This is a genomic window from Streptomyces sp. NPDC091287 (genome assembly GCF_044768525.1).
Taxonomy (GTDB): domain Bacteria; phylum Actinomycetota; class Actinomycetes; order Streptomycetales; family Streptomycetaceae; genus Streptomyces.
The window spans coordinates 257,970-282,588 of sequence record NZ_JBIVUV010000012.1 but is presented as its reverse complement, the minus strand read 5'-3'; the positions used below and the strand labels follow the sequence as shown (position 1 = coordinate 282,588).

Annotated in this window: 19 protein-coding genes, 1 rRNA gene and 1 other annotated feature (1 of these 21 running past the window's edge); of the genes, 9 read left to right on the top strand and 11 right to left on the bottom strand. The window is 68.8% G+C overall.

Features of this window, described 5'->3' with window-relative positions; all coding sequences use genetic code 11:
• Positions 1 to 2,492: a sequence feature (most likely nonfunctional fraction of RNA operon), on the top strand; it begins 1,731 nt to the left of the window's first position.
• A gap of 79 nt (positions 2,493 to 2,571) precedes the next feature.
• Positions 2,572 to 2,688, top strand: a 5S ribosomal RNA gene (gene rrf / locus ACIQRW_RS22240).
• Positions 2,689 to 2,790: 102 nt separating this feature from the next.
• Here rrf and ACIQRW_RS22235 read toward each other — a convergent pair.
• The 4 genes from ACIQRW_RS22235 to ACIQRW_RS22220 are packed head-to-tail and all read right to left on the bottom strand — an operon-like array spanning position 2,791 to position 6,635.
• Positions 2,791 to 3,456, bottom strand: coding sequence for a response regulator (locus tag ACIQRW_RS22235; protein ID WP_403762951.1), 666 nt, complete (start codon positions 3,454 to 3,456; stop codon positions 2,791 to 2,793).
• A complete protein-coding gene (locus tag ACIQRW_RS22230) occupies positions 3,453 to 4,757 on the bottom strand; it encodes a sensor histidine kinase (RefSeq protein ID WP_403762948.1) in 1,305 nt (434 codons plus the stop codon). The genes ACIQRW_RS22235 and ACIQRW_RS22230 overlap by 4 nt, the downstream gene beginning before the upstream one ends.
• Positions 4,758 to 4,776: 19 nt before the next feature.
• A complete protein-coding gene (locus ACIQRW_RS22225; protein WP_403762945.1) occupies positions 4,777 to 5,640 on the bottom strand; it encodes an ABC transporter permease in 864 nt (287 codons plus the stop codon).
• Positions 5,637 to 6,635 carry an ABC transporter ATP-binding protein gene (locus ACIQRW_RS22220; RefSeq protein ID WP_403762942.1) on the bottom strand — a complete coding sequence of 333 codons (999 nt, stop codon included), beginning with the start codon at positions 6,633 to 6,635 and terminating at the stop codon, positions 5,637 to 5,639. Before ACIQRW_RS22220 ends, ACIQRW_RS22225 begins: the two co-directional genes overlap by 4 nt.
• 246 nt (positions 6,636 to 6,881) lie before the next feature.
• Here ACIQRW_RS22220 and ACIQRW_RS22215 point away from each other — a divergent pair, with 246 nt between their 5' ends.
• Entirely contained in the window at positions 6,882 to 7,442 is a 561-nt protein-coding gene (locus ACIQRW_RS22215; protein WP_403762939.1) for a GNAT family N-acetyltransferase, read from the top strand.
• A gap of 47 nt (positions 7,443 to 7,489) precedes the next feature.
• On the opposite strand, the gene ACIQRW_RS22210 is transcribed toward ACIQRW_RS22215, so the two are convergent.
• The 6 genes from ACIQRW_RS22210 to ACIQRW_RS22185 all read right to left on the bottom strand — a co-directional run bounded on the left by ACIQRW_RS22210 (position 7,490) and on the right by ACIQRW_RS22185 (position 15,025).
• Positions 7,490 to 9,124, bottom strand: a complete 1,635-nt coding sequence (locus ACIQRW_RS22210) for a TraM recognition domain-containing protein (RefSeq protein ID WP_403762937.1) — start codon at positions 9,122 to 9,124, stop codon at positions 7,490 to 7,492.
• 1 nt (position 9,125) lies between these two features.
• Positions 9,126 to 10,544 carry an ATP-binding protein gene (locus ACIQRW_RS22205; RefSeq protein ID WP_050356874.1) on the bottom strand — a complete coding sequence of 473 codons (1,419 nt, stop codon included), beginning with the start codon at positions 10,542 to 10,544 and terminating at the stop codon, positions 9,126 to 9,128.
• 230 nt (positions 10,545 to 10,774) lie between these two features.
• Complete coding sequence (locus ACIQRW_RS22200) at positions 10,775 to 12,325, bottom strand: SCO6880 family protein (protein WP_403762933.1); 1,551 nt, start codon at positions 12,323 to 12,325, stop codon at positions 10,775 to 10,777.
• Positions 12,322 to 13,677 (bottom strand): hypothetical protein, encoded by a 1,356-nt coding sequence (locus ACIQRW_RS22195; RefSeq protein WP_403762930.1) that lies wholly within the window; start codon positions 13,675 to 13,677, stop codon positions 12,322 to 12,324. Before ACIQRW_RS22195 ends, ACIQRW_RS22200 begins: the two co-directional genes overlap by 4 nt.
• Positions 13,667 to 14,536, bottom strand: coding sequence for a hypothetical protein (locus ACIQRW_RS22190; RefSeq protein WP_403762927.1), 870 nt, complete (start codon positions 14,534 to 14,536; stop codon positions 13,667 to 13,669). The genes ACIQRW_RS22195 and ACIQRW_RS22190 overlap by 11 nt, the downstream gene beginning before the upstream one ends.
• A gap of 180 nt (positions 14,537 to 14,716) precedes the next feature.
• Positions 14,717 to 15,025, bottom strand: coding sequence for a hypothetical protein (locus tag ACIQRW_RS22185; protein WP_003968086.1), 309 nt, complete (start codon positions 15,023 to 15,025; stop codon positions 14,717 to 14,719).
• Positions 15,026 to 15,699: 674 nt separating this feature from the next.
• Between ACIQRW_RS22185 and ACIQRW_RS22180 the strand changes: the two genes are divergently transcribed.
• The 7 genes from ACIQRW_RS22180 to ACIQRW_RS22150 all read left to right on the top strand — a co-directional run bounded on the left by ACIQRW_RS22180 (position 15,700) and on the right by ACIQRW_RS22150 (position 24,022).
• Positions 15,700 to 16,107: a hypothetical protein gene (locus ACIQRW_RS22180; protein ID WP_403762924.1), complete on the top strand. Its 408-nt coding sequence runs from the start codon at positions 15,700 to 15,702 to the stop codon at positions 16,105 to 16,107.
• Entirely contained in the window at positions 16,104 to 17,918 is a 1,815-nt protein-coding gene (locus tag ACIQRW_RS22175; RefSeq protein WP_403762921.1) for an alpha/beta hydrolase, read from the top strand. Before ACIQRW_RS22180 ends, ACIQRW_RS22175 begins: the two co-directional genes overlap by 4 nt.
• An 80-nt stretch (positions 17,919 to 17,998) precedes the next feature.
• Complete coding sequence (locus ACIQRW_RS22170) at positions 17,999 to 18,475, top strand: hypothetical protein (protein ID WP_403762919.1); 477 nt, start codon at positions 17,999 to 18,001, stop codon at positions 18,473 to 18,475.
• A gap of 230 nt (positions 18,476 to 18,705) precedes the next feature.
• Entirely contained in the window at positions 18,706 to 21,129 is a 2,424-nt protein-coding gene (locus ACIQRW_RS22165; RefSeq protein ID WP_403762916.1) for an alpha/beta hydrolase, read from the top strand.
• On the top strand, positions 21,126 to 21,710 hold the full coding sequence (locus ACIQRW_RS22160; RefSeq protein WP_403762913.1) for a hypothetical protein: 585 nt from the start codon (positions 21,126 to 21,128) through the stop codon (positions 21,708 to 21,710). The genes ACIQRW_RS22165 and ACIQRW_RS22160 overlap by 4 nt, the downstream gene beginning before the upstream one ends.
• A gap of 151 nt (positions 21,711 to 21,861) precedes the next feature.
• Complete coding sequence (locus tag ACIQRW_RS22155; protein ID WP_403762989.1) at positions 21,862 to 22,857, top strand: NlpC/P60 family protein; 996 nt, start codon at positions 21,862 to 21,864, stop codon at positions 22,855 to 22,857.
• Between the two features lie 439 nt (positions 22,858 to 23,296).
• On the top strand, positions 23,297 to 24,022 hold the full coding sequence (locus ACIQRW_RS22150; RefSeq protein ID WP_403762910.1) for a phosphatase PAP2 family protein: 726 nt from the start codon (positions 23,297 to 23,299) through the stop codon (positions 24,020 to 24,022).
• Positions 24,023 to 24,179: 157 nt separating this feature from the next.
• Here the strand turns inward: ACIQRW_RS22150 and ACIQRW_RS22145 are convergent, their stop codons facing one another.
• Positions 24,180 to 24,470, bottom strand: coding sequence for a hypothetical protein (locus ACIQRW_RS22145; protein WP_403762907.1), 291 nt, complete (start codon positions 24,468 to 24,470; stop codon positions 24,180 to 24,182).
• Between the last annotated feature and the right edge of the window lie 149 nt (positions 24,471 to 24,619).

Below are 24,619 nucleotides of genomic sequence, written 5' to 3'. Positions count from 1 at the left end.
TATGTGCTTGCACATGCAGTCGTGACTGCGTGCCTTTTGAAGAATGAGCCTGCGAGTTAGCGGTGTGTAGCGAGGTTAACCCGTGTGGGGAAGCCGTAGCGAAAGCGAGTCCGAATAGGGCGATTGAGTTGCACGCTCTAGACCCGAAGCGGAGTGATCTAGCCATGGGCAGGTTGAAGCGGAGGTAAGACTTCGTGGAGGACCGAACCCACCAGGGTTGAAAACCTGGGGGATGACCTGTGGTTAGGGGTGAAAGGCCAATCAAACTCCGTGATAGCTGGTTCTCCCCGAAATGCATTTAGGTGCAGCGTCGTGTGTTTCTTGCCGGAGGTAGAGCACTGGATAGGCGATGGGCCCTACCGGGTTACTGACCTTAGCCAAACTCCGAATGCCGGTAAGTGAGAGCACGGCAGTGAGACTGTGGGGGATAAGCTCCATGGTCGAGAGGGAAACAGCCCAGAGCATCGACTAAGGCCCCTAAGCGTACGCTAAGTGGGAAAGGATGTGGAGTCGCAGAGACAACCAGGAGGTTGGCTTAGAAGCAGCCACCCTTGAAAGAGTGCGTAATAGCTCACTGGTCAAGTGATTCCGCGCCGACAATGTAGCGGGGCTCAAGCGTACCGCCGAAGTCGTGTCATTCACACATATAGGGCCAACGCCCGTGTGGATGGGTAGGGGAGCGTCGTGTGCCGGGTGAAGCAGCCGCGGAAGCGAGTTGTGGACGGTTCACGAGTGAGAATGCAGGCATGAGTAGCGATACACACGTGAGAAACGTGTGCGCCGATTGACTAAGGGTTCCTGGGTCAAGCTGATCTGCCCAGGGTAAGTCGGGACCTAAGGCGAGGCCGACAGGCGTAGTCGATGGACAACCGGTTGATATTCCGGTACCCGCTTTGAAACGCCCAGTACTGAATCAGGCGATGCTAAGTCCGTGAAGCCGGCCCGATCTCTTCGGAGTTGAGGGTAGTGGTGGAGCCGATGAACCAGACTTGTAGTAGGTAAGCGATGGGGTGACGCAGGAAGGTAGTCCAGCCCGGGCGGTGGTTGTCCCGGGGTAAGGGTGTAGCCCGTGTGGTAGGTAAATCCGTCACACGTTAAGGGTGAGACCTGATGCCGAGCCGATTGTGGTGAAGTGGATGATCCTATGCTGTCGAGAAAAGCCTCTAGCGAGTTTCATGGCGGCCCGTACCCTAAACCGACTCAGGTGGTCAGGTAGAGAATACCGAGGCGTTCGGGTGAACTATGGTTAAGGAACTCGGCAAAATGCCCCCGTAACTTCGGGAGAAGGGGGGCCATCACTGGTGATAGCACTTGCTGCTTGAGCTGGGGGTGGCCGCAGAGACCAGCGAGAAGCGACTGTTTACTAAAAACACAGGTCCGTGCGAAGCCGTAAGGCGATGTATACGGACTGACGCCTGCCCGGTGCTGGAACGTTAAGGGGACCGGTTAGCTGCTCTTCGGGGTGGCGAAGCTGAGAACTTAAGCGCCAGTAAACGGCGGTGGTAACTATAACCATCCTAAGGTAGCGAAATTCCTTGTCGGGTAAGTTCCGACCTGCACGAATGGCGTAACGACTTCTCGACTGTCTCAACCATAGGCCCGGTGAAATTGCACTACGAGTAAAGATGCTCGTTTCGCGCAGCAGGACGGAAAGACCCCGGGACCTTTACTATAGTTTGATATTGGTGTTCGGTTCGGCTTGTGTAGGATAGGTGGGAGACTTTGAAGCGGCCACGCCAGTGGTTGTGGAGTCGTCGTTGAAATACCACTCTGGTCGTGCTGGATGTCTAACCTGGGTCCGTGATCCGGATCAGGGACAGTGTCTGATGGGTAGTTTAACTGGGGCGGTTGCCTCCTAAAGAGTAACGGAGGCGCCCAAAGGTTCCCTCAGCCTGGTTGGCAATCAGGTGTTGAGTGTAAGTGCACAAGGGAGCTTGACTGTGAGACCGACGGGTCGAGCAGGGACGAAAGTCGGGACTAGTGATCCGGCAGTGGCTTGTGGAAGCGCTGTCGCTCAACGGATAAAAGGTACCCCGGGGATAACAGGCTGATCTTCCCCAAGAGTCCATATCGACGGGATGGTTTGGCACCTCGATGTCGGCTCGTCGCATCCTGGGGCTGGAGTCGGTCCCAAGGGTTGGGCTGTTCGCCCATTAAAGCGGTACGCGAGCTGGGTTTAGAACGTCGTGAGACAGTTCGGTCCCTATCCGCTGCGCGCGCAGGAATATTGAGAAGGGCTGTCCCTAGTACGAGAGGACCGGGACGGACGAACCTCTGGTGTGCCAGTTGTCCTGCCAAGGGCATGGCTGGTTGGCTACGTTCGGAAAGGATAACCGCTGAAAGCATCTAAGCGGGAAGCCTGCTTCGAGATGAGTATTCCCACCCTCTTGAAGGGTTAAGGCTCCCAGTAGACGACTGGGTTGATAGGCCAGATGTGGAAGCCCGGCAACGGGTGGAGCTGACTGGTACTAATAGGCCGAGGGCTTGTCCTCAGTTGCTCGCGTCCACTGTGTTAGTTCTGAAATAACGAACGGCCGTGTTTTCATCCGGTGTTGGTTAATTTCATAGTGTTTCGGTGGTCATTGCGTTAGGGAAACGCCCGGTTACATTCCGAACCCGGAAGCTAAGCCTTTCAGCGCCGATGGTACTGCAGGGGGGACCCTGTGGGAGAGTAGGACGCCGCCGAACAATTTTTCCGGGAAAGCCCCGCACCTTTTGGTGCGGGGCTTTTCTGCGTTCCCGGACCTTTGGGCGGATGTTGCGGATGTTTCCGTACCGTCCACACACCGCCTACATCGGCGTGACGAGGCGGGTGTCGTAGGCAAGGATGACCGCCTGGACGCGGTCCCTCGCACCGGTTTTGGCGAGGATGCGGGTCACGTGCGTCTTCACCGTGGACTCGGCGAGGTGGAGGCGGGCGGCGATCTCCGTGTTGGACCAGCCCTGGCCGATCACGGTGAGGATCTCCCGTTCCCGTTCCGTCAGCGCGGTGATGCGCGGGTCCGCTGCGGCCGGTGCACCGGGGGTGGCCGGGAGGTGGTGGACGTAGGCGTCGAGAAGGCGGCGCGTCAGGGTCGGGGCGACCACCGCGTCGCCCGCGGCCACCGCGCGGATGCCGGCGAGGAGTTCCTCGGGCAGGGCGTCCTTGACCAGGAAGCCACTGGCTCCGGCGCGCAGACCGTCGTAGGCGTACTCGTCCAGGTCGAACGTCGTGACGATGAGGATGCGGGTCCTGGCTCCGGACGTGATGATGCGTCGGGTCGCCTCGATGCCGTCCAAACCCGGCATACGGATGTCCATCAGCACGACGTCCGGGTGGTGGCGGGCGACCTGGCCGACGGCTTCGGTGCCGTTGCCCGCCTCGCCGACGACCGTCATGTCGTCCTGGCTCTCCAGCAGCATGCGGAAGCCGAAGCGCTGCATCGGCTGGTCGTCCGCGATGAGTACGGTCGTCACGGGTGCGTGTCCTCCAAGGGAAGGCGGAGCCGTATCTGCCATCCGCCGTGGTTCGGCAGCGGGCCGGCCTCGACGGTGCCGTCGTACAGCGCGGCGCGTTCCCGCATCCCCATGATGCCCTGGGCCGGCAGTGCGGCTTCCTCCGCGTCCGCGGTCGTACCCGCTCCGGTGCCCGTATCGGTGATGCGGGCGTCGAGGTGGGTGCGCGAGTAGGTGAGCGTGACCGTCGCGGCCGTGGGCCGGGTGGCGTGCTTGAGGGTGTTGGTCAGGGCTTCCTGGACCACCCGGTACACGGTGAGTTGGCGGCCCGGGGTGAGCGACCGCGCCCGGGGTTCGCCGTGGAGCTCCAGGTGGACGGGCAGGCCCGCCCGGCGTACGCGTTCGATGAGGGGGGCCAGTTCGTCGAGCGTCGGCTGCGGGGTGCGTTCGGCCTCGGGGTGGTCGTCGCGCAGGACGCCCAGGAGACGGCGCAGCTCGGACAGGGCCTGCCTGCTGGTGGCGCCGATGGCTTCCAGCGCCTGGCCCGCGCGTTCCGGGTTCTTCCGGGCCGCGTACGCGCCGCCGTCCGCCAGGCCCGTGATGACGGACAGGTTGTGGCCGATGATGTCGTGCATCTCCCGTGCGATGCGGGTGCGTTCGGCGGCGGCGGCGAGCCGGGCCTGCTGGTCGCGTTCGTGTTCCAGCCGGTGTGCGCGCTCGACCAGGGCCTCCGTGTACTCGCGGCGGGTGCGTACCGCGATCCCCAGCAGGACGACGAAGACGAGGCCCCAGGTGTACGAGACCACTTCCTGGCCCCAGGCGGAGGGGATGCGCACGCCGATGGCCAGGACCGGGGCGACGAACAGCGCAGCCGCGGCCCCGACCGTACGGAACGGGGAACGCAGGACGATCTGGAACACCGGGATCAGCTGGAGGAGTGCGGCCTGGACCACGGCGCCCGTCCAGATGTTCACCAGGGACGCCGGTGCCATCAGCAGCAGTACGGCCATGGGGTGCGTCCGGCGCCACAGCAGCGGCAGCGAGAAACAGAGGCTCATCAGGAGCACCAGCGGTTCGGGCGCCGTGACGTCGTCGCGTGCGACGTTCCGCCAGCCGCCGGAGGTGTAGTCGAGCACCGCCGCCACGGCCCAGAACCCGCTCACCGCCGCGTCCCAGACCCGTGGTCGGCGTCGGTCGAAGGCACGGAGGCGGTCCAGGGCGTTGCGGATGATCCGGGTGAGGGGGGCCGTGCCGGCGGGCGGTGGTGCTGGGGCGGCGTCGGGCGCCGGGGGTGTGCCGGCGGCCCGGAGGTGGTCCGTCACCTGGTCGCTCCTCGTGGGGTCAGACGTCGCGGCGGTTGAGCACCAGCGCTGCCGCGGCCAGTGTCGTGCCCGCCCACAGGGACAGGGCGAGCAGGGCGGGGCCGGGGGAGATGGTGCCCGGGATGGGGGTGGCGGAGCCCAGGGCACCGGCGGCCTGGGTGGGAAAGTACATGATGGCGCGCTCCACGGCGTCGTACGGAAGCATCCCGAGGATCTCCGGCAGGATCATGACCGCGCCGATGAACGCGCCGATCGCGCCCGGCACCGAGCGCAGCAGTGCGCCGAGGCCGAGAGCCAGCAGGCCCAGCAGGGTGAGCGCCGCCGCGTTCCCCGCCAGGGCGCGCAGGATGCCCGGGTCGGTGAGCGAGGCGGCCTGGTCGGTGTCGTGGAGGAAGGCCTGGGCCGCCGCGAACGTGACCAGGGCCGTCACGAACATGACCGTGAAGACGGTGGCGGCGAACACCGCGGCCTTGGCCCACAGGACGGGAAGCCGGGCGGGTACGGCGGTGAGCGAGGAGCGGATCATCCCGGTCGCGTACTCGCCGGCGGTCATCAGGATGCCCAGGACGATCAGGCACAACTGGCCGAGCATGCTGCCGTACAGGGTCAGGACGATCGTGTCGACGTCGGAGTCCCCGCCGCCGGAGGTGTAGGTCCCGCCCATGACCAGGCCGACACCCAGGACCATGACGACCGCGGAGATGACGGTGATCCAGGTGGAGCGCAGGGAACGGAGCTTGTGCCATTCCGAGCGCAGGATCCGGGTCGGGGTGATGCCGTACTGCGATGACGGTGATGTCGATGGTGTCAGCGATGACGGTGACGGTGACGGTGAAGGTGCGGTCGGGTACGGGGTTGGAGGGGTGGTGGGGGTCGTGGTCATGCTGCTGCTCCGTTGAGAGGCGAGGGGGAGGGGGAGGGGGAAGGTGAGCCGGCGGGAGCGGTCGCTGTTCGCTGCTGCGGCCGGTGGTCCACCGATTCCTGGGTGAGGTCCATGAACGCCTGCTCCAGCGACACGGTCTGCGGCGTGAGCTCGTACAGCGTGATCGCGTGTGCGGCGGCCACGCCCCCGATGTGCGCGGCGTCCACTCCTCGGATCCGGAGTTCGTGGGCCGGGGTGTCGGTGGTGGGAACACGGGTGGCGGTGATGGTCACGCCCGGGCCCGTCAGGTGGGCGCCCAGATCGTCCGGCTGCGGGGTGACGACCTTGACGGACGCCCCGCCCGCCGAGCGGATCAGCTCGGCCACCGTGGTGTCGGCGAGGAGCCTGCCGCGGCCGATGACGATCAGGTGGTCGGCGGTGAGGGCCATCTCGCTCATCAGGTGGGAGGAGACGAGCACCGTACGCCCTTCGGCGGCGAGGGAGGTGAGGAGGGTGCGGACCCACAGGACGCCTTCGGGGTCCAGCCCGTTGACCGGTTCGTCCAGGATGACGGTGGCGGGGTCGCCGAGGAGTGCGGCGGCGATGCCGAGGCGCTGGCCCATGCCGAGGGAGAAGGCCTTGACCCTCCGGTGGGCGGCGTCGGTCAGCCCGGCGAGGTCGATGACCTCCTCGACCCGGCGGCGCGGGATGCCATGGGTGTGGGCGAGGGCCATCAGGTGGTTGAGGGCGGACCGGCCCGGGTGGACGGACCGGGCCTCCAGCAGGGCGCCGACCTGGGTGAGGGGTGCGGGGTGGGTGGCGTAGGAGCGCCCGTTGACGGTGGAGCGGCCGTGCGTCGGGGCGTCGAGGCCGAGGAGCATGCGCATCGTCGTGGATTTCCCGGCGCCGTTGGGGCCGAGGAAGCCGGTGACCGTGCCGGGGTGGACGGTGAAGTCGAGGTCCTGGACGACGGTTCTGTCGCCGTACCGCTTGGTGAGTCCGTGTGCCTTGATCATGCGGTCGACGCTACGGAGACGGCGCGGCACGGGCGTCCGACCGGGGGTTGGACGTGGGCGTGGGGCGTAGTACCGGGGTACGACGGGGTGCCGGTGTGCGAGTGGGGGTGGGGGTGATGTGGGTGCGGTGCGGTGCGGTCGCTTTGTGGGTGGTGGTGGTCGCCTCCCTGGTGGTGGTCGCGTCCCCGGCGGTGACGGTGGGGTTAGTCGGTTGAACGTCGGGCGGGTGGGGGTGAGGATCGGGGGATGGATTATGTGATGCGTGCGGTGCGGGCCGATGAATGGCCGCAGGTCAGGCAGTTGCGGCTGGACGCTCTGAAGGACCCGGCGGCCCCGGTGGCGTTCCTGGAGTCGTACGAGGAGGCCGTGGCGAAACCGGACGCCTTCTGGCAGGAGCGTGCCGCGGCTGCCGCCGAGGGCGGGGGCGATCGTGTCCGCCAGTTCGTCGCGGAGTCGCCCGAAGGGTCGTGGGTGGGTTCGGTCACCGTGCTCGTCGAGAGCCCGGAGGACGATGTGCGTCTCGGGGAGGCGCCCGCGGTGGAACAGGCGCACCTGGTCGGTGTGTTCGTCCGTCCCGAGGTCCGGGGGACCGGGGTGACGGACGCGCTGTTCCGGGAGGCCGTCGCGTGGGCGTGGTCGCTGTCCTCGCCCCGGCTGGAGCGGGTGCGCCTCTATGTGCACGAGAAGAATCCGCGGGCCGCCGCGTTCTACCGGCGGTTCGGATTCGTCCCCTCCGGGCAACGGATCCCGGCCCCGGGCGACCGGGGCGAGCTGGAGCTGGAGTACGTCCTCGGGCGCGAGGGATAGCGATGCTCCGGGGCCTTTCGTCCGGTCGGCGCTCCGGGGGCTTTCGTCTAGCCGGCGCCCGGGGCGGGGGCGCGCAGGCGGTCCTGCCAGCGGGCCCGTCCCTGTTCCCGGGAGCGGAGCAGCACGAGGGCGGGCATGCCCCGGTTCTGGCCGGTCGCGAGCAGCTCCGGGAGCTGGGGAAGGGGCGCCACGGCCGCGATGTCGTCGAGGACGAGCGTCATTGGTGGGTCGAGCCGACCGTCGGATGACCGTGCGGCCATGCGGCGGCCGTGCTCGACCACGTCTGCGGCGAGCGCGGTGAGGAGGGGCATCGCGCCGGGGCGGGAGCGGGGATCCTCGATGGATTCGCCCACCAGATAGAGCGTTCCCCCTTCGTCCGCAAAAGATTCCAGCGCGAGGGAATCCGCTCGGTTCGCCGTGCAGGCCTCGCGGATGTGCACCGTGGACAGCGCGGCGAACGCCCGTACCGTCAGTTCCTGGGCCACTTCGCGGCGTTCGGGGTAGGCGGTGAGGGCGGACTCCAGCAGCCCGGCGAGTCCGGACGCGGCCTTGGGGTGCGTACGGAGGAGGCGTACCGGTTCGTGGGCGCCGGACCCGGAGGCCCAGCGGAGGACCTGGCGGAAGGGGCGGCCGTCCACCGCGGCGGCGTGCAGCCAGCACTGGAGGAGTGTCTGCGCCGTGTCGGCCACCGCCGCGTCGATCCGGGCCTGCGGGCGTACCGGGGCGAGCAGGGCGGCGGCGCGTGCGGCGGCGACGTCGGGGAGCTCGCAGCCCGCGGTGGGCGACCAGTGGAGGCGGGCCGGGGTGTCGCAGAGGTGGCCCGGGTCGTAGACCAGGACGGGGCCGAGCTTGGCGCGGGCGTCTTTCGTCTCGACCCAGACGGTGGGGTCCGAGGTGACGACGAGAGCGGGGCCCTCGGCGTCGTGTACGGCCCGGACGACGGTGGGGCGCCGGGCCGGGGCCGGAGCGTAGACGAGGAGGGGGGTGCGGGGGGAGGGGAGGGGGAGAGTGAGAGGGGCGTCGGCGGGGGTGAAGCCGGGGGGCACCTCGGAGGTCCCGGGGGCTTCGGGGGGCCCGGGAGCGTTGGGGGTCCCGTGGGCCTCGGGGGCTTCGGGGGGAGTGGGCGTCTCTGTGGCCGCGGGTGTGCTTGCGACTGCGGTGGGGTGGGTCTTCGTCAGTGCTGGTGCTGGTGCTGGTGCTGGTGCCGGTGCTTGGGGCTGGGCCGGGGGTGGGCTCTGTGCGGGGGGTTGCTTCTCTTGCGTTCCGAAGGCTCGTTCCTCGCGGCGCCGTTCCCGTACGGCACGACCACGGGCCACGACTCCGAGCGTGAACACCACGAGGACCAGCAGCACCATCAGCTCGCCGATGAACAGGCCCCAGAACAGGCCGTACCCGGAGAGCTGGGCCGGGGGTGTCCCCGGCCAGGCCGCGGCGAGGTCCTGGGGGGCGGTGGCCAGTTCGCGCAGGGCGAGCGGGGACCGGGTGAACGTCACGCCGTCCGGCCAGGCCCCGTGGGCGAAGAGCCCGGCGAGGCCGGTGGCTGTCCAGCCGACCAGGGTGGCGGCGAAGAGGAGGCCCAGGAGGCCGATCAGCAGGCCGTCCGGGATGCCGCCGCCGCCCTGGGGCCGGTCGTGTCCGTCGTGATGGGCCGGGCCGCGGCCGCGTGCCGACTGACGTGCCATGTCATGCCACCGTTGACTCTGACGACTCGTTCATCCGTTGCTGGTGCTCGATGCGGGCCGCCCGTTGTTCCGCCTCCAGCTCGGCGGCGCGGATGTCCTCGGGAAGCAGGTCGTCCGTCGATCCCTCGGTCATGGCGCGGTCGGTGAAGACCAGGGGACGTTCGGCTTCGGTGATCAGGTGTTTGACGACCTGGACGTTGCCGTTGACGTCCCAGACGGCGATGCCGGGGGTGAGGGTCGGGATGATCTCGACGGCCCAGCGGGGCAGGCCGATGACCCGGCCGGTCGCTCGGGCCTCGTCCGACTTCTGGGCGTAGATCGTGCGGGTGGAGGCCATCTTGAGGATGGCCGCCGCTTCCTTCGCCGCGGCTCCGTCCACCACGTCGCTGAGGTGGTGGACGACGGCGACGAAGGAGAGGCCGAGGCGGCGTCCGAACTTCAGGAGGCGCTGGAAGAGCTGCGCGACGAACGGGGAGTTGATGATGTGCCACGCCTCCTCGACCAGGAAGATGCGCTTCTTGCGGTCGGGCCGGATCCAGGTGTGCTCCAGCCAGACGCCGACGATCGCCATCAGGATCGGCATCGCGATCGAGTTGCGGTCGATGTGCGAGAGGTCGAAGACGATGAGGGGCGCGTCGAGGTCGATGCCGACGGTCGTGGGGCCGTCGAACATACCGCGCAGGTCACCGTCGACCAGGCGGTCCAGGACGAGGGCGACGTCCAGGCCCCAGGCCCGTACATCGTCTATGTCGACGTTCATCGCCTCGGCCGACTCGGGCTCCGGGTGGCGCAGCTGCTCCACGATGTCCATCAGGACCGGCTGGCGGTCGGTGATGGTCGCGGTGACGTAGGCGTGGGCGACCTTCAGGGCGAAGCCGGAACGCTCGTCGAGGCCGTGGCCCATCGCGACTTCGATGATCGTACGGAGCAGGGCGAGCTGGCCGGTGGTGGTGATGGAGGGGTCGAGGGGGTTGAGCCGGATGCCGCCGTTGAGCGCTGCGGTCGGGTCCAGGCGGATGGGGGTTATGCCCAGCTCCTGGGCGATGAGGTTCCATTCGCCGACGCCGTCCTCGCCCTGCGCGTCGAGGACGACGACCTGGCGGTCACGGAAGCGGAGCTGGCGCAGGACGTAGGTCTTCTCCAGCGCCGACTTGCCGTTGCCGGACTCGCCGAGGACGAGCCAGTGGGGGGCGGGGAGCTGTTGCCCGTACAGCTGGAAGGGGTCGTAGATGTAGCCCTTGCCGCTGTAGACCTCGCGGCCGATGATCACGCCGGAGTCGCCGAGGCCGGGGGCGGCGGTGGGGAGGTAGACGGCCTGGGCCTGGCCCGTCGACGTACGGACGGGGAGGCGGGTCGTCTCCACCTTGCCGAAGAGGAAGGAGGTGAAGGCATCCGACAATGCGGACAGGGGGTCTCGCATGGTGGGGGTGCCCTCTCTTGTTGCGGGGTGTGCGGGTCGGGATAAGCGGTTCGGGATGCGCGGTTCGGAATGCGCGGTTCGCGATATGCAGTTCGGGATATGTAGTTCGGGATCAGCGGTTCGGGATCAGCGGTTGGGATATGCGGTTCTGGGTGGGGAGCGTGTTCTCGGTCTTCGCGGTGGGACCGCGCGTCAGCGGCGGCGTGGCGGCGCCGTGGCGGCCCCGCGCGTCAGCGGCGGATGCCGGTGGCGAACGGGAGCGTGTTCACGAAGGCCCGGTGGTGCTCGCGGTCGCACCACTCCAGCTTGAGATACGACTTGCCCGCCGAGGCGCGGATGGTGCGCTTGTCGCGGGCGAGGGCCTCGGGTGAGCGGGACGACACCGTGATGTACCCCACCAGGTTCACTCCGGCCGCACCGCTGGCGAGATCTTCACCCCGCTGGTCGAGCCGGCCGTGGGCGGCGATGTCGCGGGGGTCGACGGTGCGGTTCATCTTGGCCTGGCGGCTGGCCTCGGCGTCGTCGTTGGTCTTCTCGGTCAGCATGCGTTCGATGGCTACCTCGGTGGGTTCGAGGTCCATACAGACGGCGACCGTACGGATGACGTCGGGGGTGTGGACGAGGAGCGGGGCGAGGAAGTTGACGCCGACGGGGGTCATCGGCCATTCCTTCACCCAGGCCGTGGCGTGGCACCAGGGGGCGCGGGTGGTGGACTCGCGGGTCTTGGCCTGGAGGAACGTCGGCTCGACCGCGTCCAGTTCGGCGGGCCAGGCGTTGCGCTTGGTCATGGCCTGGATGTGGTCGATGGGGTGGTCGGGGTCGTACATGGAGTGCACGAGGGAGGCCAGGCGGCTCTGGCCGAGCGGCTGGCGTACCCGGATGTCGGCCTCGGCGAGGCGGGCGCAGATGTCGGTGAGCTCGCGGGCCATGACGACGGCGAGGCCGGCGTCGCGGTCGAGCTTGCGGCCGCCGTGGGGGCGGGTGGCGCGGGCCATGGCGTTGGCCTCGGCGGCCAGTTCGCGGCTGTAGTGCATACAGGCGACGAGGTAGGCGCGGTGCTGCTCGCTGGAGGTGGAGACCATGGACTGGAGCTGGTCGTAGGACTCCTGGAGCCAGCCCGGGGACGCCTTGTCGCCGCGCTGGGCGACGTCCTTGGCGTGGGCGTCGGGGTCGGCGGGGAGGGTGCGGGCGAGCATCTGGAGGCGGGTGACGAAGCCGTCGCCGTTGGCCACGTGCTTGAGGAGGGTGCCGAAGCGGTCGACGAGGGCTTCTTGGTCCTCGCTGTCGCGGAGGCCGACGCCGGGGCCCTCGATCTCGATGGCCGCGGTGACGGTGCGGCGGTCGGCGTGGAGGAGCACGGCGATCTCGTCGGGCCCGAAGGGGGCGGCAAGCCAGCTGATCCGGCCGATACCGGGGGGCGGCCCGATCTCGACCTCACGGCCGTCGGAGCTGACGCCCGCTTCCATGGCGGTGGAGCGGTAGGCGGTGCCGCGGCGCAGGGAGCGTTTGAAGCTGCGGTTGATCTCGAACCACTTGTAGAAGGTGCGGCCCTTGTACGGGACGTACACGATGGCGAGAGCCAGCATCGGGAAGCCCACGAGGCAGACGATGCGGAGGGAGAGGACGGGGACGAGCAGTCCGCTCATCATGCCGAGAAACGCGCCGGCGATGATGAGGGAGATCTCGCCGGTCTCGCGGTTCTTGCCGACGATCGCGTTCGGCCGGGCACGGCCGATGAGATACGTGCGGCGGGGCGTCATCGTGTGGGACTGGGTCGTCAACGCCCTCCACCTCCTGTGTTCGAGTTACCTGTGGTGCCGAAGCCGCCTCCGCCTCGGGGGGAGCGGCTGCTGTGGGGGGTCCCGGAGGTGGGTGCGGACCCGCTGCGGGGCGAGGGGGCGGCGCCGCCCCCGCCGCCTCCGCCGGTGGTGCGGGAGCTGTGGGCGGCGACGCCGCCGCTGGCCGGGTTGGCGGGGCGGGCGCCACCGCCTCCGCCGCTGTTCTGGTCGTTGCGGCCGCTGTGGGTCTTGATGCCCTGGGAGACGAGGGCGGCCGGGGAGCTGATCAGGGCGGCGGCCTGGGCGCCGTCGGTGGCCTGCTTGCGGTTGGTGCGGGCGCCCTGGATCTCGTCGCCGAAGCCGGGGACGAAGCGGTAGATCATGGCGGAGGCGAAGATGGCCAGCAGGATGATGGAGAGGCCGGAGACGACGGCGGAGAAGGCGTCGGGGCCGTCGCCCGCGGAGAGTGCTCCGGCGAGGCCGAGGACGATGACGATGACCGGCTTGACCATGATCACCGCGATCATGATGCCGGCCCAGCGGCGGACGTGGCCCCACATGTTCTTGTCGACGAGACCGGCGTAGACGACGATCCCGAGGAGCGCGCCGACGTAGAGCAGGGCGGCGCGGATGACGAGCTCCAGCCACAGGATGCCGGCGGCGAGGATCGAGACGAGCGAGACGACGATCAGCATGATCGGTCCGCCGCCGATGTCCTCACCCTTCTTGAGGGCTTCGGCGAACGAGCCGAAGAAGACGTCGGTCTGGCCGCCGGTGGCGGAGGAGATGACCTCGGTGACGCCGTCGGTGGCGGAGACGATCGTGTAGAGGATCAGCGGGGTGAAGGCCGAGGCGAGGACGGTGAGCCAGAGGAAGCCGACGGCCTCGGAGATCGCGGTGGTGAGGGGGACGCCGCGGATGGCCCGCTTGGCTACGGCGAGGAGCCAGAGGACGAGGGTGAGGATGGTGGAGGCCGCGAAGATGACGGCGTACTGCTGGAGGAACTTGGGGTTGGTGAAGTCGACGTTGGCCGTGGACTCGACGGCCTCGCTGAGCTTGCCGACGATCCAGGAGGCGGCGTCGGCGCAGCCTCGGGCTAGGGAGGAGAGGGGGTCGGTGGGATTGTCGATGTCGGTCGGAGCACGCGAACCGCTGCGGGCGTTCTCCCCGTCCTCGCAGTAATCCTTGGCGAGTCCAACGATGAGGTCGCAGGGGTTGTCGCTCTCGCCGGGGGCAGGCGTCGGGGTCGGTGTGGGAGCCGCGGAGGCACGCGGTGTCATGACGATCAGCGCGGCAGGCACGAGACCTGTGGCGCCGACCAGCGAGGAGAGGCGGAACCGGCGGCTATCGGGCATAGGTGAAGCCTCCGTACGCATCAACCGCAGCGGCCATCTCGTCAGCCGTGGAAGCACGGTTGTCACCGTTGACCGGTGTCGGCCCCTCCGTCTGGCTCGACGACGAGATCTTCCAGTCGTCGCCCACCCACTTGAGCTCCTGTGAGATGGTGAACCAAGTCTCGGTGACCGGTTTGGTGGATCCCTCCCCGGCCAGCCCGACGAGACCGGTGCACCAGACTTCCACGGTGGCGACATCGGTCTTCATCTTGACGACCTTCGTACCGACCGGGACGGTCCGAGAGACGAAACTCAGCCCGGTGGGTGTGCTGCCGTCGTCATTGAGTCCGACGTTCTTGTAGAACGCCGGCGAATAGGCGGCGTCCAGGCTGTCCTGGAGCCCGGGGGCTACCGCCGGATCATGTGTCGTCTGAATGATGCCGCGGCGGGATTCCGCGTTGAACATCTCCGCAGACCCCAGCGCCACCGCATAGTTCGCCGCAGCGCTCTGCGCCCCCTGTTCGTCGTGGGCGAAGCCGGAGGCGATCGTGCCGTTCTTGCCCTGGACGGGCTTGGTGCCGGTGGCCGCGGTGGGGGCGCTTCCTGCGGTCCCGGGCTTTTTGGCGCCCGGGGCGGCGTCCTCGTCGCTGCCACCGCCGCGGTTGGCGAAGGCGATGGCAGCGATGAGGAGAACCACGACACCGGTGATCGTCACGAGAGAGCGGGAGTTGCGGACCGGGCGGCGCGCTTGAGGGAGCCCCGCGTCGCCGTCGGGGAGACGGGTGCGGGTCTGACGGGTGCCGCCGAGGGTGCTGTACGGGTCGTCCGGGCGGCCCCCCTGGTCCTTGCCGCGGTAGTCGTGCTCGTCACCGGGACTCATGCCGCGTTCGCTCCCTCGGTCGTGTGCAGATCCGCGCAGGACGACGGTAGCTGTGCTGGTTGCCGCTCGAGCGCGGTGTGGTGACTCGACATCAGGGAAACGCAACCTCAGCCGGTGGGCGCGACGGGCGGATGATGGGGTGCGGGCTGGGACGGCCCGGAGGGGGCGGCCGACGACGGGTCAGACGGCCATTCCGTAGACGATGGTGAACAGGGTGCCCAGGGAGCCGATGATGAAGACCCCTGTCAGTCCTGCCACGATCAGGCCCTTGCCCTGCTCCGCGCTGAACGTGTCGCGGAGTGCCGTCGCTCCGATGCGCTGCTTCGCCGCGCCCCAGATCGCGATGCCGAGACAGAGCAGAATGGCAATGGCCATCACCACCTCGATCATGATGCGCGCCTCGTTGCCCAGCGTCCCGAACGGCCCCCAGTCCGGAGCGATTCCGCCGATGATGGTGGTGATGTCGCCCTTCTCTGCTGCCAGGATCATGTAAGTCACCGCCCCTGTTGGGTAGTTCGCTGCCCGTGCCGTTCGGCACGGGTCGCCTTCTATCTTCGCTGATGAAACCGCGCTCGCACGACGCCTTCCCGGGTCTCTTTACCCGGATCTCGCACGTTTGACCGGGGCGGTCGCCCTGACCTGCGGCTCGTCCGGCTCTTCACGCATACGCCTGGTCACTCTGTGTATCACGGGGTGTGACCAGGAGCAACGACGGTGGCCATGGGTTCTGACGCGGTTGCAGCGTTCGCGGGGCACGGCGTGTTCGTATGCGCCGTTCGAGAGCCGTCGGTGCGCCGGTCGGCCTCCTGTTCGATGCTTCGTCAGGTGTGGTTGGGGAACCGTGCGCTGGGGTGAGGGGAGCCCCGGGGCGTGGACGGGTTGGGTTGGGCCGGTGGGTCCGCGGTCGGCGGGGTACGTGCGGCCGGTCGGCGGGGCATGCGCAGCCGTGCGGCCGGGTGCCGGTGAGGGTGCTGGCGCTCGGCCCCCCTTCGTTCGGGTGAACCGGGCGGCTCCGCGGGAAACGGTGCCCCGCTCTGCCCGGCCGGGATCCACGGGATCGGGGGCGTACGGCGCCCCGACCCGACGGGGTTGCGTACGGCATGTCGCTTACCCCGGATTTGGCACAGTGCCGCTCCACGATCAAGAGGAACGGGGTGAGCGGTGTGGGCGGAGTAACCGTGGTCGGGCAGCCGACCGGTAGTGGGGAGCGGCTGGGGGCGCCGGCCGGATCGGCGGGAGAGACCGGGGGCGGGGATCTTCGGCACAGCGGCGGTCCGTGGCTGCGGGCCGCTGGCGGAGCCGACCAACTGGTCACACACCTCGGCCCGGTGAAGGGCGAGCTGGAGGCGGCGCACCGGGGCTTGACCGCCGGGGCCGGAGCACTGGACGCGCTGGCAGAACTGAGCTCCGTGCGTGCCTCGTGGGAGCGCCGGATCGAGGGCGCGCGAGGCGAGTGCGGGAGCCTCGCCGGGAAACTGCGGGCGGTCGTCCGGGGCCAGGCGCAGGCCAACGAGGCCGTGAAGAGCGGCTTCGACGGGGTGAAGACGCCGGGCGGTGGCGGCGCGTGGTGAGCGGACGGAGCGGTGGTGCCGGTTCCGCCCTGACCTGGACCGCGTTACGTGAGGTGAAGTGCGCCGAACTGGAGCAGGCGGCGGACGGCTGGGGGCGGGTGAGCAATCGTGCCGACGCGGCTCGGGACCGTATCGAGGGCCAACTCCTGCCCGGCCTGCACAACACGCAGAAGGGGGAGGCGGTGGACGCGGCCGTGGGGCGGTTGCGCCGGCTGGGGACGAACTTCCAGTACATCTACACCGAGTGCGGGCTGCTGCGGACCACGCTGAACAGCCTGGCCCATGAGATCAGGGCCCAGCAGCGTGTGTTGCAGGGAGCGCTGGACGATGCGGCGGCGCTGAGGTTCACGGTGCACGCGGACGGTTCGGTGACGTATCCGGCGGCGGGCGAGGGCCTGGTCGACGGGAAGCCGTTGGCGGGCGGGACCGCGTCCGGGGTCCCGAACCCGGGCATGGTCACCCCTTCGGGCCTCGTAGCGCCCAACCCGAACGCCGGCAAGGCCCAGGACATCGCGGACCGGGTGGCGCAGGCCGTACGGACGGCGGCCGACGCGGACTGGCGGTACACCAGGATCCTGCGGTCGCTGAAGGCGCAGGAGGGCCTGGGCGTCCCGGCCGCGATGTGGAAGGACGCCGCGGCCGATGCTGCGGCGGTGCGGCAGGCGGCGGGCAGCTACCTGAAGAACGCGATCCCGCACGACGCGAGCCCGGCGGAGCGCAAGGCGTGGTGGGCCGGTCTGACGGACGAACAGCGGGAGGAGTACCTCGCGGTGTACCCGGATCAGATCGGCAACCTGGACGGGATTCCGGCCCTCGTACGGGACGCGGCGAACCGGGACAATCTTCAGCTGCTGATGGGGAAGCTGGAGGGGCGGAACGACGAGGATTCGGCGACCAAGCTCGCGGCGCTGCGGGAGATCGACCGGCAGTTGAGGGCGGTGCCGCGGGCGGGGGAGCCGCCGATGTACCTGCTCGGAATCGGGGATCAGGGAAACGGTCGGGCGATCGTCTCGTACGGGAATCCTGATACGGCGCGGAATGTGGCGGCTTATGTTCCGGGGTTGAATACGTCGTTGGACGAGGAGTTTGCAAAGGGGGATCTGAAGCGGGCGCGTGACACGGCCGTAGCGGCGAGAGAGATTGACGAGTCCACTGCCGCGATTGTTTGGCTGGGGTATGACGCGCCTCAGAGTCCGGACGGGATGAGCAGCTTGGCTGTCGCCGGTACCGAAAGAGCGGAAACCGGTGGGCGGGCGTTCTGTGGGTTCATGTCCGGGCTGGCTGTATCAAATGACCACGGGGACCCGCACATGACGGCTATCGGACACTCATATGGTTCGAGAACGGTCGGAGCCGCCACGCAGCAAGGTGATGGGATTCCTGGGGTCGATGACATCGTCCTGGTCGGGAGCCCAGGGCTTGGCGTGGACCGTGCGGAGGATCTCAAGGTGGGGAGAGACCACGTATTCGTTGGTGCCGCAGAGAATGACGTGGTGACCCACCTGCCGTCCAAGGAAAAGGGCTTGCTCGATGCGGCGGGGAGTGCGCTCGGACCGGCGGGGGCGCTGGCAGTAGACATGGTTCATCCGGGAGGAAACGGCCTGTGGTTCGGTGAAGATCCGGCGAGTGAAGACTTTGGTGCGCGGCGCTTCGCAGCCGATCCGGGGCCGCCGGTGGTCGGCCTTGGCCGTATTTCGATCGATGCGCACTCGCAGTACTTCGATCCGGAGCTGGACTCTGCTTCGGCTGACAGCATCGCGATGGTTGTCGCAGGGTCTGGCCACAAGGTTAAGCAGGAGAGTGCGCGTTGAGGCGTCCAATGTGGCCCGTAATGATCGCCGGATGTATCGCTCTGGCAGTATTTGGGTGCACAACAGATAAAGGTTCAGACATGGACATGCAAGCTGCTGCGGAACGATCGGATGAGATTCTCGATTCCGTACTTATGGAGATTCAGCCGGAGCTGCGGTGGACGCATGGCCCCACGACCGTGGGCAGTTGCGATGTGTCACGCAGGCGCGTCGTCATGACCGATATTTCTGCCGCGAGGAGGGGGAATCTCTTAGGGGTGGTGGATCGGTTCTGGCGCAAGAGTGGATATCGTATGACGGTTATCAATAACGATGCTGATTTTCCGGCAATCTATGCCCGAACGAGTGACGGGTTCGGTGTGCGGCTCCGCATCGGGGGCAAGGGGCAAGCCTTCTTTCAGGTAGACACGCCCTGTGTTCGTGAGTCCGAAGTGGCCGACTCCACAAGCCAGGCGACGGCCCCCCTGTACGAGGGCGTGGAGCTCATCCCCCGCCCCAACATCCACTCCGACTTCTGGTCGGCAGGCGCCCCCGGGGTGGCGGCAACAGGGTCGTGATCGGGGCAAGTTGGCTCAACTGGGCTGGTGTGTGCGGGCTTTGAGCCCTGTATTGGGTCCTGGGGCCCATGTCGTGTCCCCTGCCCGTGTGGTCGCATACGCGGAGTGACTGATCTGTCGCCCGTTCCGCCCACTCACGAGGTAGGGGACTGCTCTTGTCCGGCATACGAAGAAGCGCGGTCCCTGTTGGCGTCGATGTAAGCGCTGCCGTAGCGGGTTCGGGGCGGTTGATGCCCCGGCCGTTGCAGGCGGTGCTGATCCTTCTTCACGTTCTCTTCGTGGCCACCCTGGTGGGTGCGATCAGGGCCCTGTCGACGGCGTCCTCGGTGGACGCGGTCGACGGGTACCTTCTCGGGTTGTTGCTCTACGCGTCGTTACCCGGCATTGGCGCCTTCGTGCTGTCGCTGTACGTCCGTAAGGGCGGCGTTCGGGTCTGGTACGGGCTTCTCGCCGTGCAGGCGTGGATCGTCCTCGGCGCCCTCGCGGAGCTGAGCGGCGGGGCCGGGGCGGGGGGTGTCGCCCGGTTGGTGATACCGACGGCCGCCATCGTGCTGCTGTGCCGGCCGGGGAGCCGTCGATGGTTCCGGAGCGGTCTGGAGCAGCGGGCCGAGCAACGGCTGTTCAGCTTCGCCCGGATGATGAGGCTCCGCCGCGACGCCGGGCAGACCGCGCTGGAGTATCTGGGCCTCGTCCTCGTGGTCGTCGCCCTCGTCGGCGGGCTGACGGCCACCGGAACGGGCAGGCAGCTCACCGCGGAGATCCGTAGCGTTATCTGCGAACTCACCGGTGGCTCGTGTCCGGCGCCGGGGCATGACGTCGTGGCCGGCGGCGGAAGCGCCGGCAGCGGCAGCGGCAGCGGCAGCGGGAGCGGCAACAGCGCCGGAGACAGCAGCGGTCACGATGATGCTTCGGGTGCCGGTACGGACGGCGGTGCTGGAGCCGACGGCGGCGGTGGTGACGAGTCCAGTCTCACCGGTGGTGCCGGCAGCACCGGTACCAGCGGTGGCGCCCGTGACACCGGAGGGACCGCGACCACCGGAAGCACTGGTGGCACTGGTGGCACTGGCGGTACTGGCGGCGTTGGTGGCACTGGCGGAGACAGCGGCAGCACCGCCGGGAACGGCGGCAGCGGCTCCGGTGACACTTCAGGTCCCCAAGGGGGCGACCCAGGCGGCGACGCCTTCCCCCCGAGCGATGCCATCGTGCCGGTCGACGCGGGTAGACCCGCGGGCCCCAACGGCGGCGGGTTCCTCGACGGGTTCCTCGGGGACGGGCTCGGCGGCGACGTCCAAGGGGTCGTCGACGCGGTCCTGCGGCCCGGCGAGAGCGGTCAGGGCATCGTCGACCAGTGGGGGCGCGACACCCAGGGCGCGGGTGAGAAGTGGGAGCGGGGCGACTACGTCGGCGCCGCCTGGGACTGGAACAAGGCGGTCGGCGGCGCCGGCGCCGGGCTGGCGATACCCGGCTCGGGGGCGCGGGTCGACGCCGAGGTGCGGGACGCCGAGCGCGCGCACCTGAGCGGGCGGATCCCGCAGAACGCCACGCCCGCCGGGAACAAGGCCTGGTGGGACGGGCTCTCGCCGGAGGAGCGCGACCGGTACATCGAGCTGGTCCCGGAGCGGATCGGCAATCTCGACGGCATCCCGGTCCTCGCGCGCGACGCCGCCAACCGCAGGAATCTTCCCGCGCTGATCGACAAGCTGGAGGGGATCGACACCGACAAGGCCCGTGACCAGCTGGCCGGGCTGCGGGAGATCGAGCGGCAGCTCAAGGAGGACGGGAAGCCGCCCATGTACCTCATCGGGATCGGTGACGAGGGCAACGGGCGGGCCATCGTCTCGTTCGGCAATCCGGACGCCTCCCAGAACGTGTCGGCGTACGTACCGGGGCTCAACACCTCGCTCGATGAGGAGTTCGCCAAGAACGACCTCGGGCGGGCCCGGGACACCGCGATCGGGGCGCAGGGGTACGACGACTCAACGGCGTCCATCGTCTGGCTCGGGTACGACGCGCCGCAGCTGCCGGACAAGGACGGGGCGGCGGGCTACTTCGCCGTCATGGGCACGGGGCGCGCCGAGAAGGGCGGGGCGGCCTACCGCGACTTCATGGGCGGGATCTCCGTGACCAACCAGAACAAGAACCCGCACATGACGGCCATCGGGCACTCCTACGGGTCCCGGACCGTGGGCGCCGCGGCGGCCCGGCCCGGCGGGATCCCCGGGGTCGACGACATCATCCTGGTCGGCAGTCCGGGGGTCGGCGTCGACCACGCCGTGGACCTCGGCGTCGGCAGCGAGCACGTCTTCGTGGGTGCCGCCGCCAACGACCCGGTGACCAAGCTGCCCTCGAAGACCCAGGTGGTGGTGGGCGGCATCGGGCTGGCCCTGGGCGGCCCCGGTGGGGCCTATCTGACCGGCGATCTGGCCGATCCGGGTGACGACGACCTCTGGTTCGGGAAGGATCCGGCGAGCAAGGCGTTCGGGGCGCGGCGCTTCCCGGTGGCCGACGGTCCGCCGCTCGTCAGCGGGAGCGGTATCAGTCTGGACTCGCACTCGAACTACTTCAGCCCGGAACGCGACGCCGTGTCCGCGGACAGCATCGCCCTGATCGTGTCGGGCAACGCCGACCGGCTCAAGATGGAGGAACCGAAGTGAGTCGAGCGAAGCGGACTCTGCCCCTCGGCGCGGTGGTCCTCGCCCTGGGTGTTGTGCTGTCCGGGTGCGGGAGTGAGGACGGAAGCGCGCGCGACGGAGGCGTGAGCACCGGAAAGGAGCGCGGGATGGACATGCAGGAGGCTGCCGAGCAGTCCGACGCGATGCTGGACGCGGTCCTCAAGGGCATCGACCCCGATGTGCGGTGGGCCCACGGGCCGACCACCACCCGCGCCTGCGGTGTGACCCGCCGGCGGACCGTCATGACGGTCGTCTCCCCCGAACTCCGTCAGACGTTCCTGGACCGTGCGGAGACGTTCTGGCGGAAGAACGACTACCGGATCAAGGCGGTCAACAAGGACGAGAAGTTCCCGGCGGTCTACGCGGTCACGAAGAGCGGGTTCGGTGTCAGCGTCTCCTTCCGGGGGAAGGGACAGGCCTTCCTGGAGGCCGACAGCCCGTGCGTGAAGGAGTCCAAGGTCGCCGCTCCCACCGCCGAGCCGAACGGTCCGGCGTACAAGGACGTCTATCCGCTGCCCCGTCCCAACGTCCGCTCCGACTTCTGGTCGGGGGCGGGCGGCTGAGGCCGCGTCACCCCTGGTGCCGGTGAGCCGTCGGCGCCCCCGTGTGCTTCGGGTGCGCCGGTGGTGTGCCGCGGATGACTCGTACACACCGTCGAAAACGGCTCTGAAGCGCGCCCCGATGGGGGATGGTTGAGGGGTGCGGAAATTCTGGGTGTTCGGTGGCATCGGCGTCGGCATGGTCATGTGCTTCCTGGCGCTGCTTGTCGTCGGTACGTACTCCGCCGCCGCCGGGCTCGCCGGGGCGGGGGGCGGTGGTGCCGTCGCGCTGGCCAAGGGGGCGGTCCCGGCGCGGTTCCAGCCGCTGGTGCAGAAGTGGGGCAACCTCTGTCCCGCCATCAACCCGGCGCTGCTGGCCGCGCAGTTGTACCAGGAGAGCGGCTGGAACCCGCAGGCGCAGAGCCACGCCGCCGCGCAGGGCATCGCCCAGTTCATCCCCGGTACGTGGGCCACGCACGGGATCGACGGCAACGGCGACGGCAAGCGGGACGTGTGGGACCCCGCCGACGCGATCCCCTCGGCCGCCTCGTACGACTGCGAGCTCGCCGGGTATGTGAAGAAGGTGCCGGGCGACCCGACGAGCAACATGCTCGCCGCGTACAACGCCGGCGCCTACGCGGTGATCAAGTACGGCGGCGTCCCGCCGTACAAGGAGACACAGAACTACGTCAAGATCATCCGCTCGCTGGAGAAGAGCTTCGCCCGGCCCGTCGGCCGCGTCGCACCCTCCCGGCAGGCCGCCGGGGCCATCTACTTCGCACAGAAGAAGCTCGGCACGCCGTATCTGTGGGGCGGCAACGGTACGCCGGAGCAGCAGGGCCGGTTCGACTGTTCGGGGCTGACCCAGGCGGCGTACCGGACCGTCGGCATCGAGCTGCCGCGCGTCGCCAACGACCAGTACAACGCGGGCCCGCATCCCTCGCGGGACGAGCTGCTCCCGGGGGATCTGGTGTTCTTCTCCGACGACCTCACCAACTCGCGTGCGATCCGGCACGTCGGGCTGTACGTCGGGGGCGGCTATATGATCAACGCGCCGTTCACCGGGGCGGTCATCCGGTTCGACAAGATCGATACGCCGGACTACTTCGGTGCGACACGGGTCACCAAGGACGGCGCCGCCGCCCTTCCGACGGATCTGCCCACAGGGTGACGGATGTCTCCCGGATGTCTGCCGCACATCCGCCGGCGGCTCCCGGCGGCTCCCGGCGGCTCCTGGCGTCTTCCGTACGGGTGTATCGTCCGGGGCTTCCGGAGCGGCCAGGGGTGCTGACGGGCAGTCGGCCGTGGCCGGAACTCTCTGTGAAGCCTGGGCCCTGAGCTGCGATGACGAGTCACTCTTCGATAACGTCATGGTGATCATTCGGTGGAGAGCGGAACGCACACGACGGCCGGGCCGTTCCCTGGACAGGGGACGGGAACGGCATGCGCACTGACCATGCGTCCTCACTGACCATGCGTCGCAGTGATGCAGTACGGCGATGCTGTGCAGTGCGGTAGCGGACAGCACCGGACACGGGGGTTCGACCACGGCGGCGTGCAAGGACGCGCGTCGCAGCAGAAGAAGCAGACAAGGCAAGGGGCCGCAGCAGATGGCTGGACTCGAACTCGACGGGTCGAACCCGGACGTCAGTCTGCTCTACGACATCAACGGCCTCGCGAAGGCCGCTCCGACCTGGTTCGACCGGGTCATGGAGTTCGTCGGCGAGTACGGGATCATGTTCGGCCTGGTGCTGGTGGGCCTGTGGTGCTGGTGGAGCATGCGCAAGCGCGGGACGGCCGAGGACTCGGTGACGGCTGCCGCCGCCATCGTCTGGGCGCCGCTCGCCGCCGCCATCGCGATCCTCGTCAACGTCCCGATCCGCGGTTTCGTCGAACGGCCGCGCCCGTTCAACGACCACGAAGGCCTTGAGGTCCTGATCCACGGCAAGACGGACTTCTCGTTCGTCAGCGACCACTCCACCCTGGCGATGGGCATCGCCGTCGGCATCTTCGTGGCGAACCGGAAGTTCGGCTTCGTCGCGATCGGCCTCGCGCTCTTCGCCGGCTTCAGCCGGGTCTACATGGGCGTCCACTATCCGACCGACGTGATCGGCGGGTTCGCCCTCGGTACGGCGGTCGCCCTGCTGCTGGCCCCGCTCGCCATGGCGCTGCTGACCCCGCTGATGGCGGCGATCGCCCGCTCGCCGCGGGTGGGCTGGTTCGTCCGGTCGAAGAGCGCGGCCGTCGCGGACGAGCACGGCGAGGCGATGGGCATCCCCGAGCCGCGGCCCGGTTCCGGACGGGGCGACCCGGGGGAGAAGGACCTGGCCGCCTGACGGTCTTCTCCCTTCTCTCCCCGCCCTTCTCTCCCCGCCTTCTCTCTCCGCCCTTCTCTTCAGCTCTCTTCAGCTGATCGAACGGTTCTTCCGATCCCCCGGACGCCTCTGAGCGTCTGGGGGATCGTGCTTCGACCAGGTCCCGCGGGCGGGCGGGTCAGGGGGTGGCGAGGTGTTTCGCGGCGTCGGTACGGGCCAGGTCCCGGGACCTGCGTGCCGGTCCCGACCAGCCGCAGGTGCAGCGGGCCAGGCAGAACGAGCCGCGTTCGATCGTCGTGGCGCTGTGCCCGGCCGACGGGCCGGGCGGGGGAGCGGTGGCGGAGTCGGACGGGGGCCCCGGGGCGGTGGGGGCCAGGACCACGACGGGGGCCGCCGAGGGAGCCGGGGCTGTCCGGGCGCGAGTGCGGGGGACGGTGGTGCGGGCCGGGGCGGGGAGATCCTCATGCACACGACCACGGTACTGGCCACAGCCGGCGAACGGGGGGCCGCGCCCGGGGCTTCTGCCCACAGGGCACCGAACCCGGAGACGGAGCCCGCGGCTCCCCTGCCCGGCCACAACAGGCCACGGCTCCCCCGCCGGGCCACAACGCGCCGGGG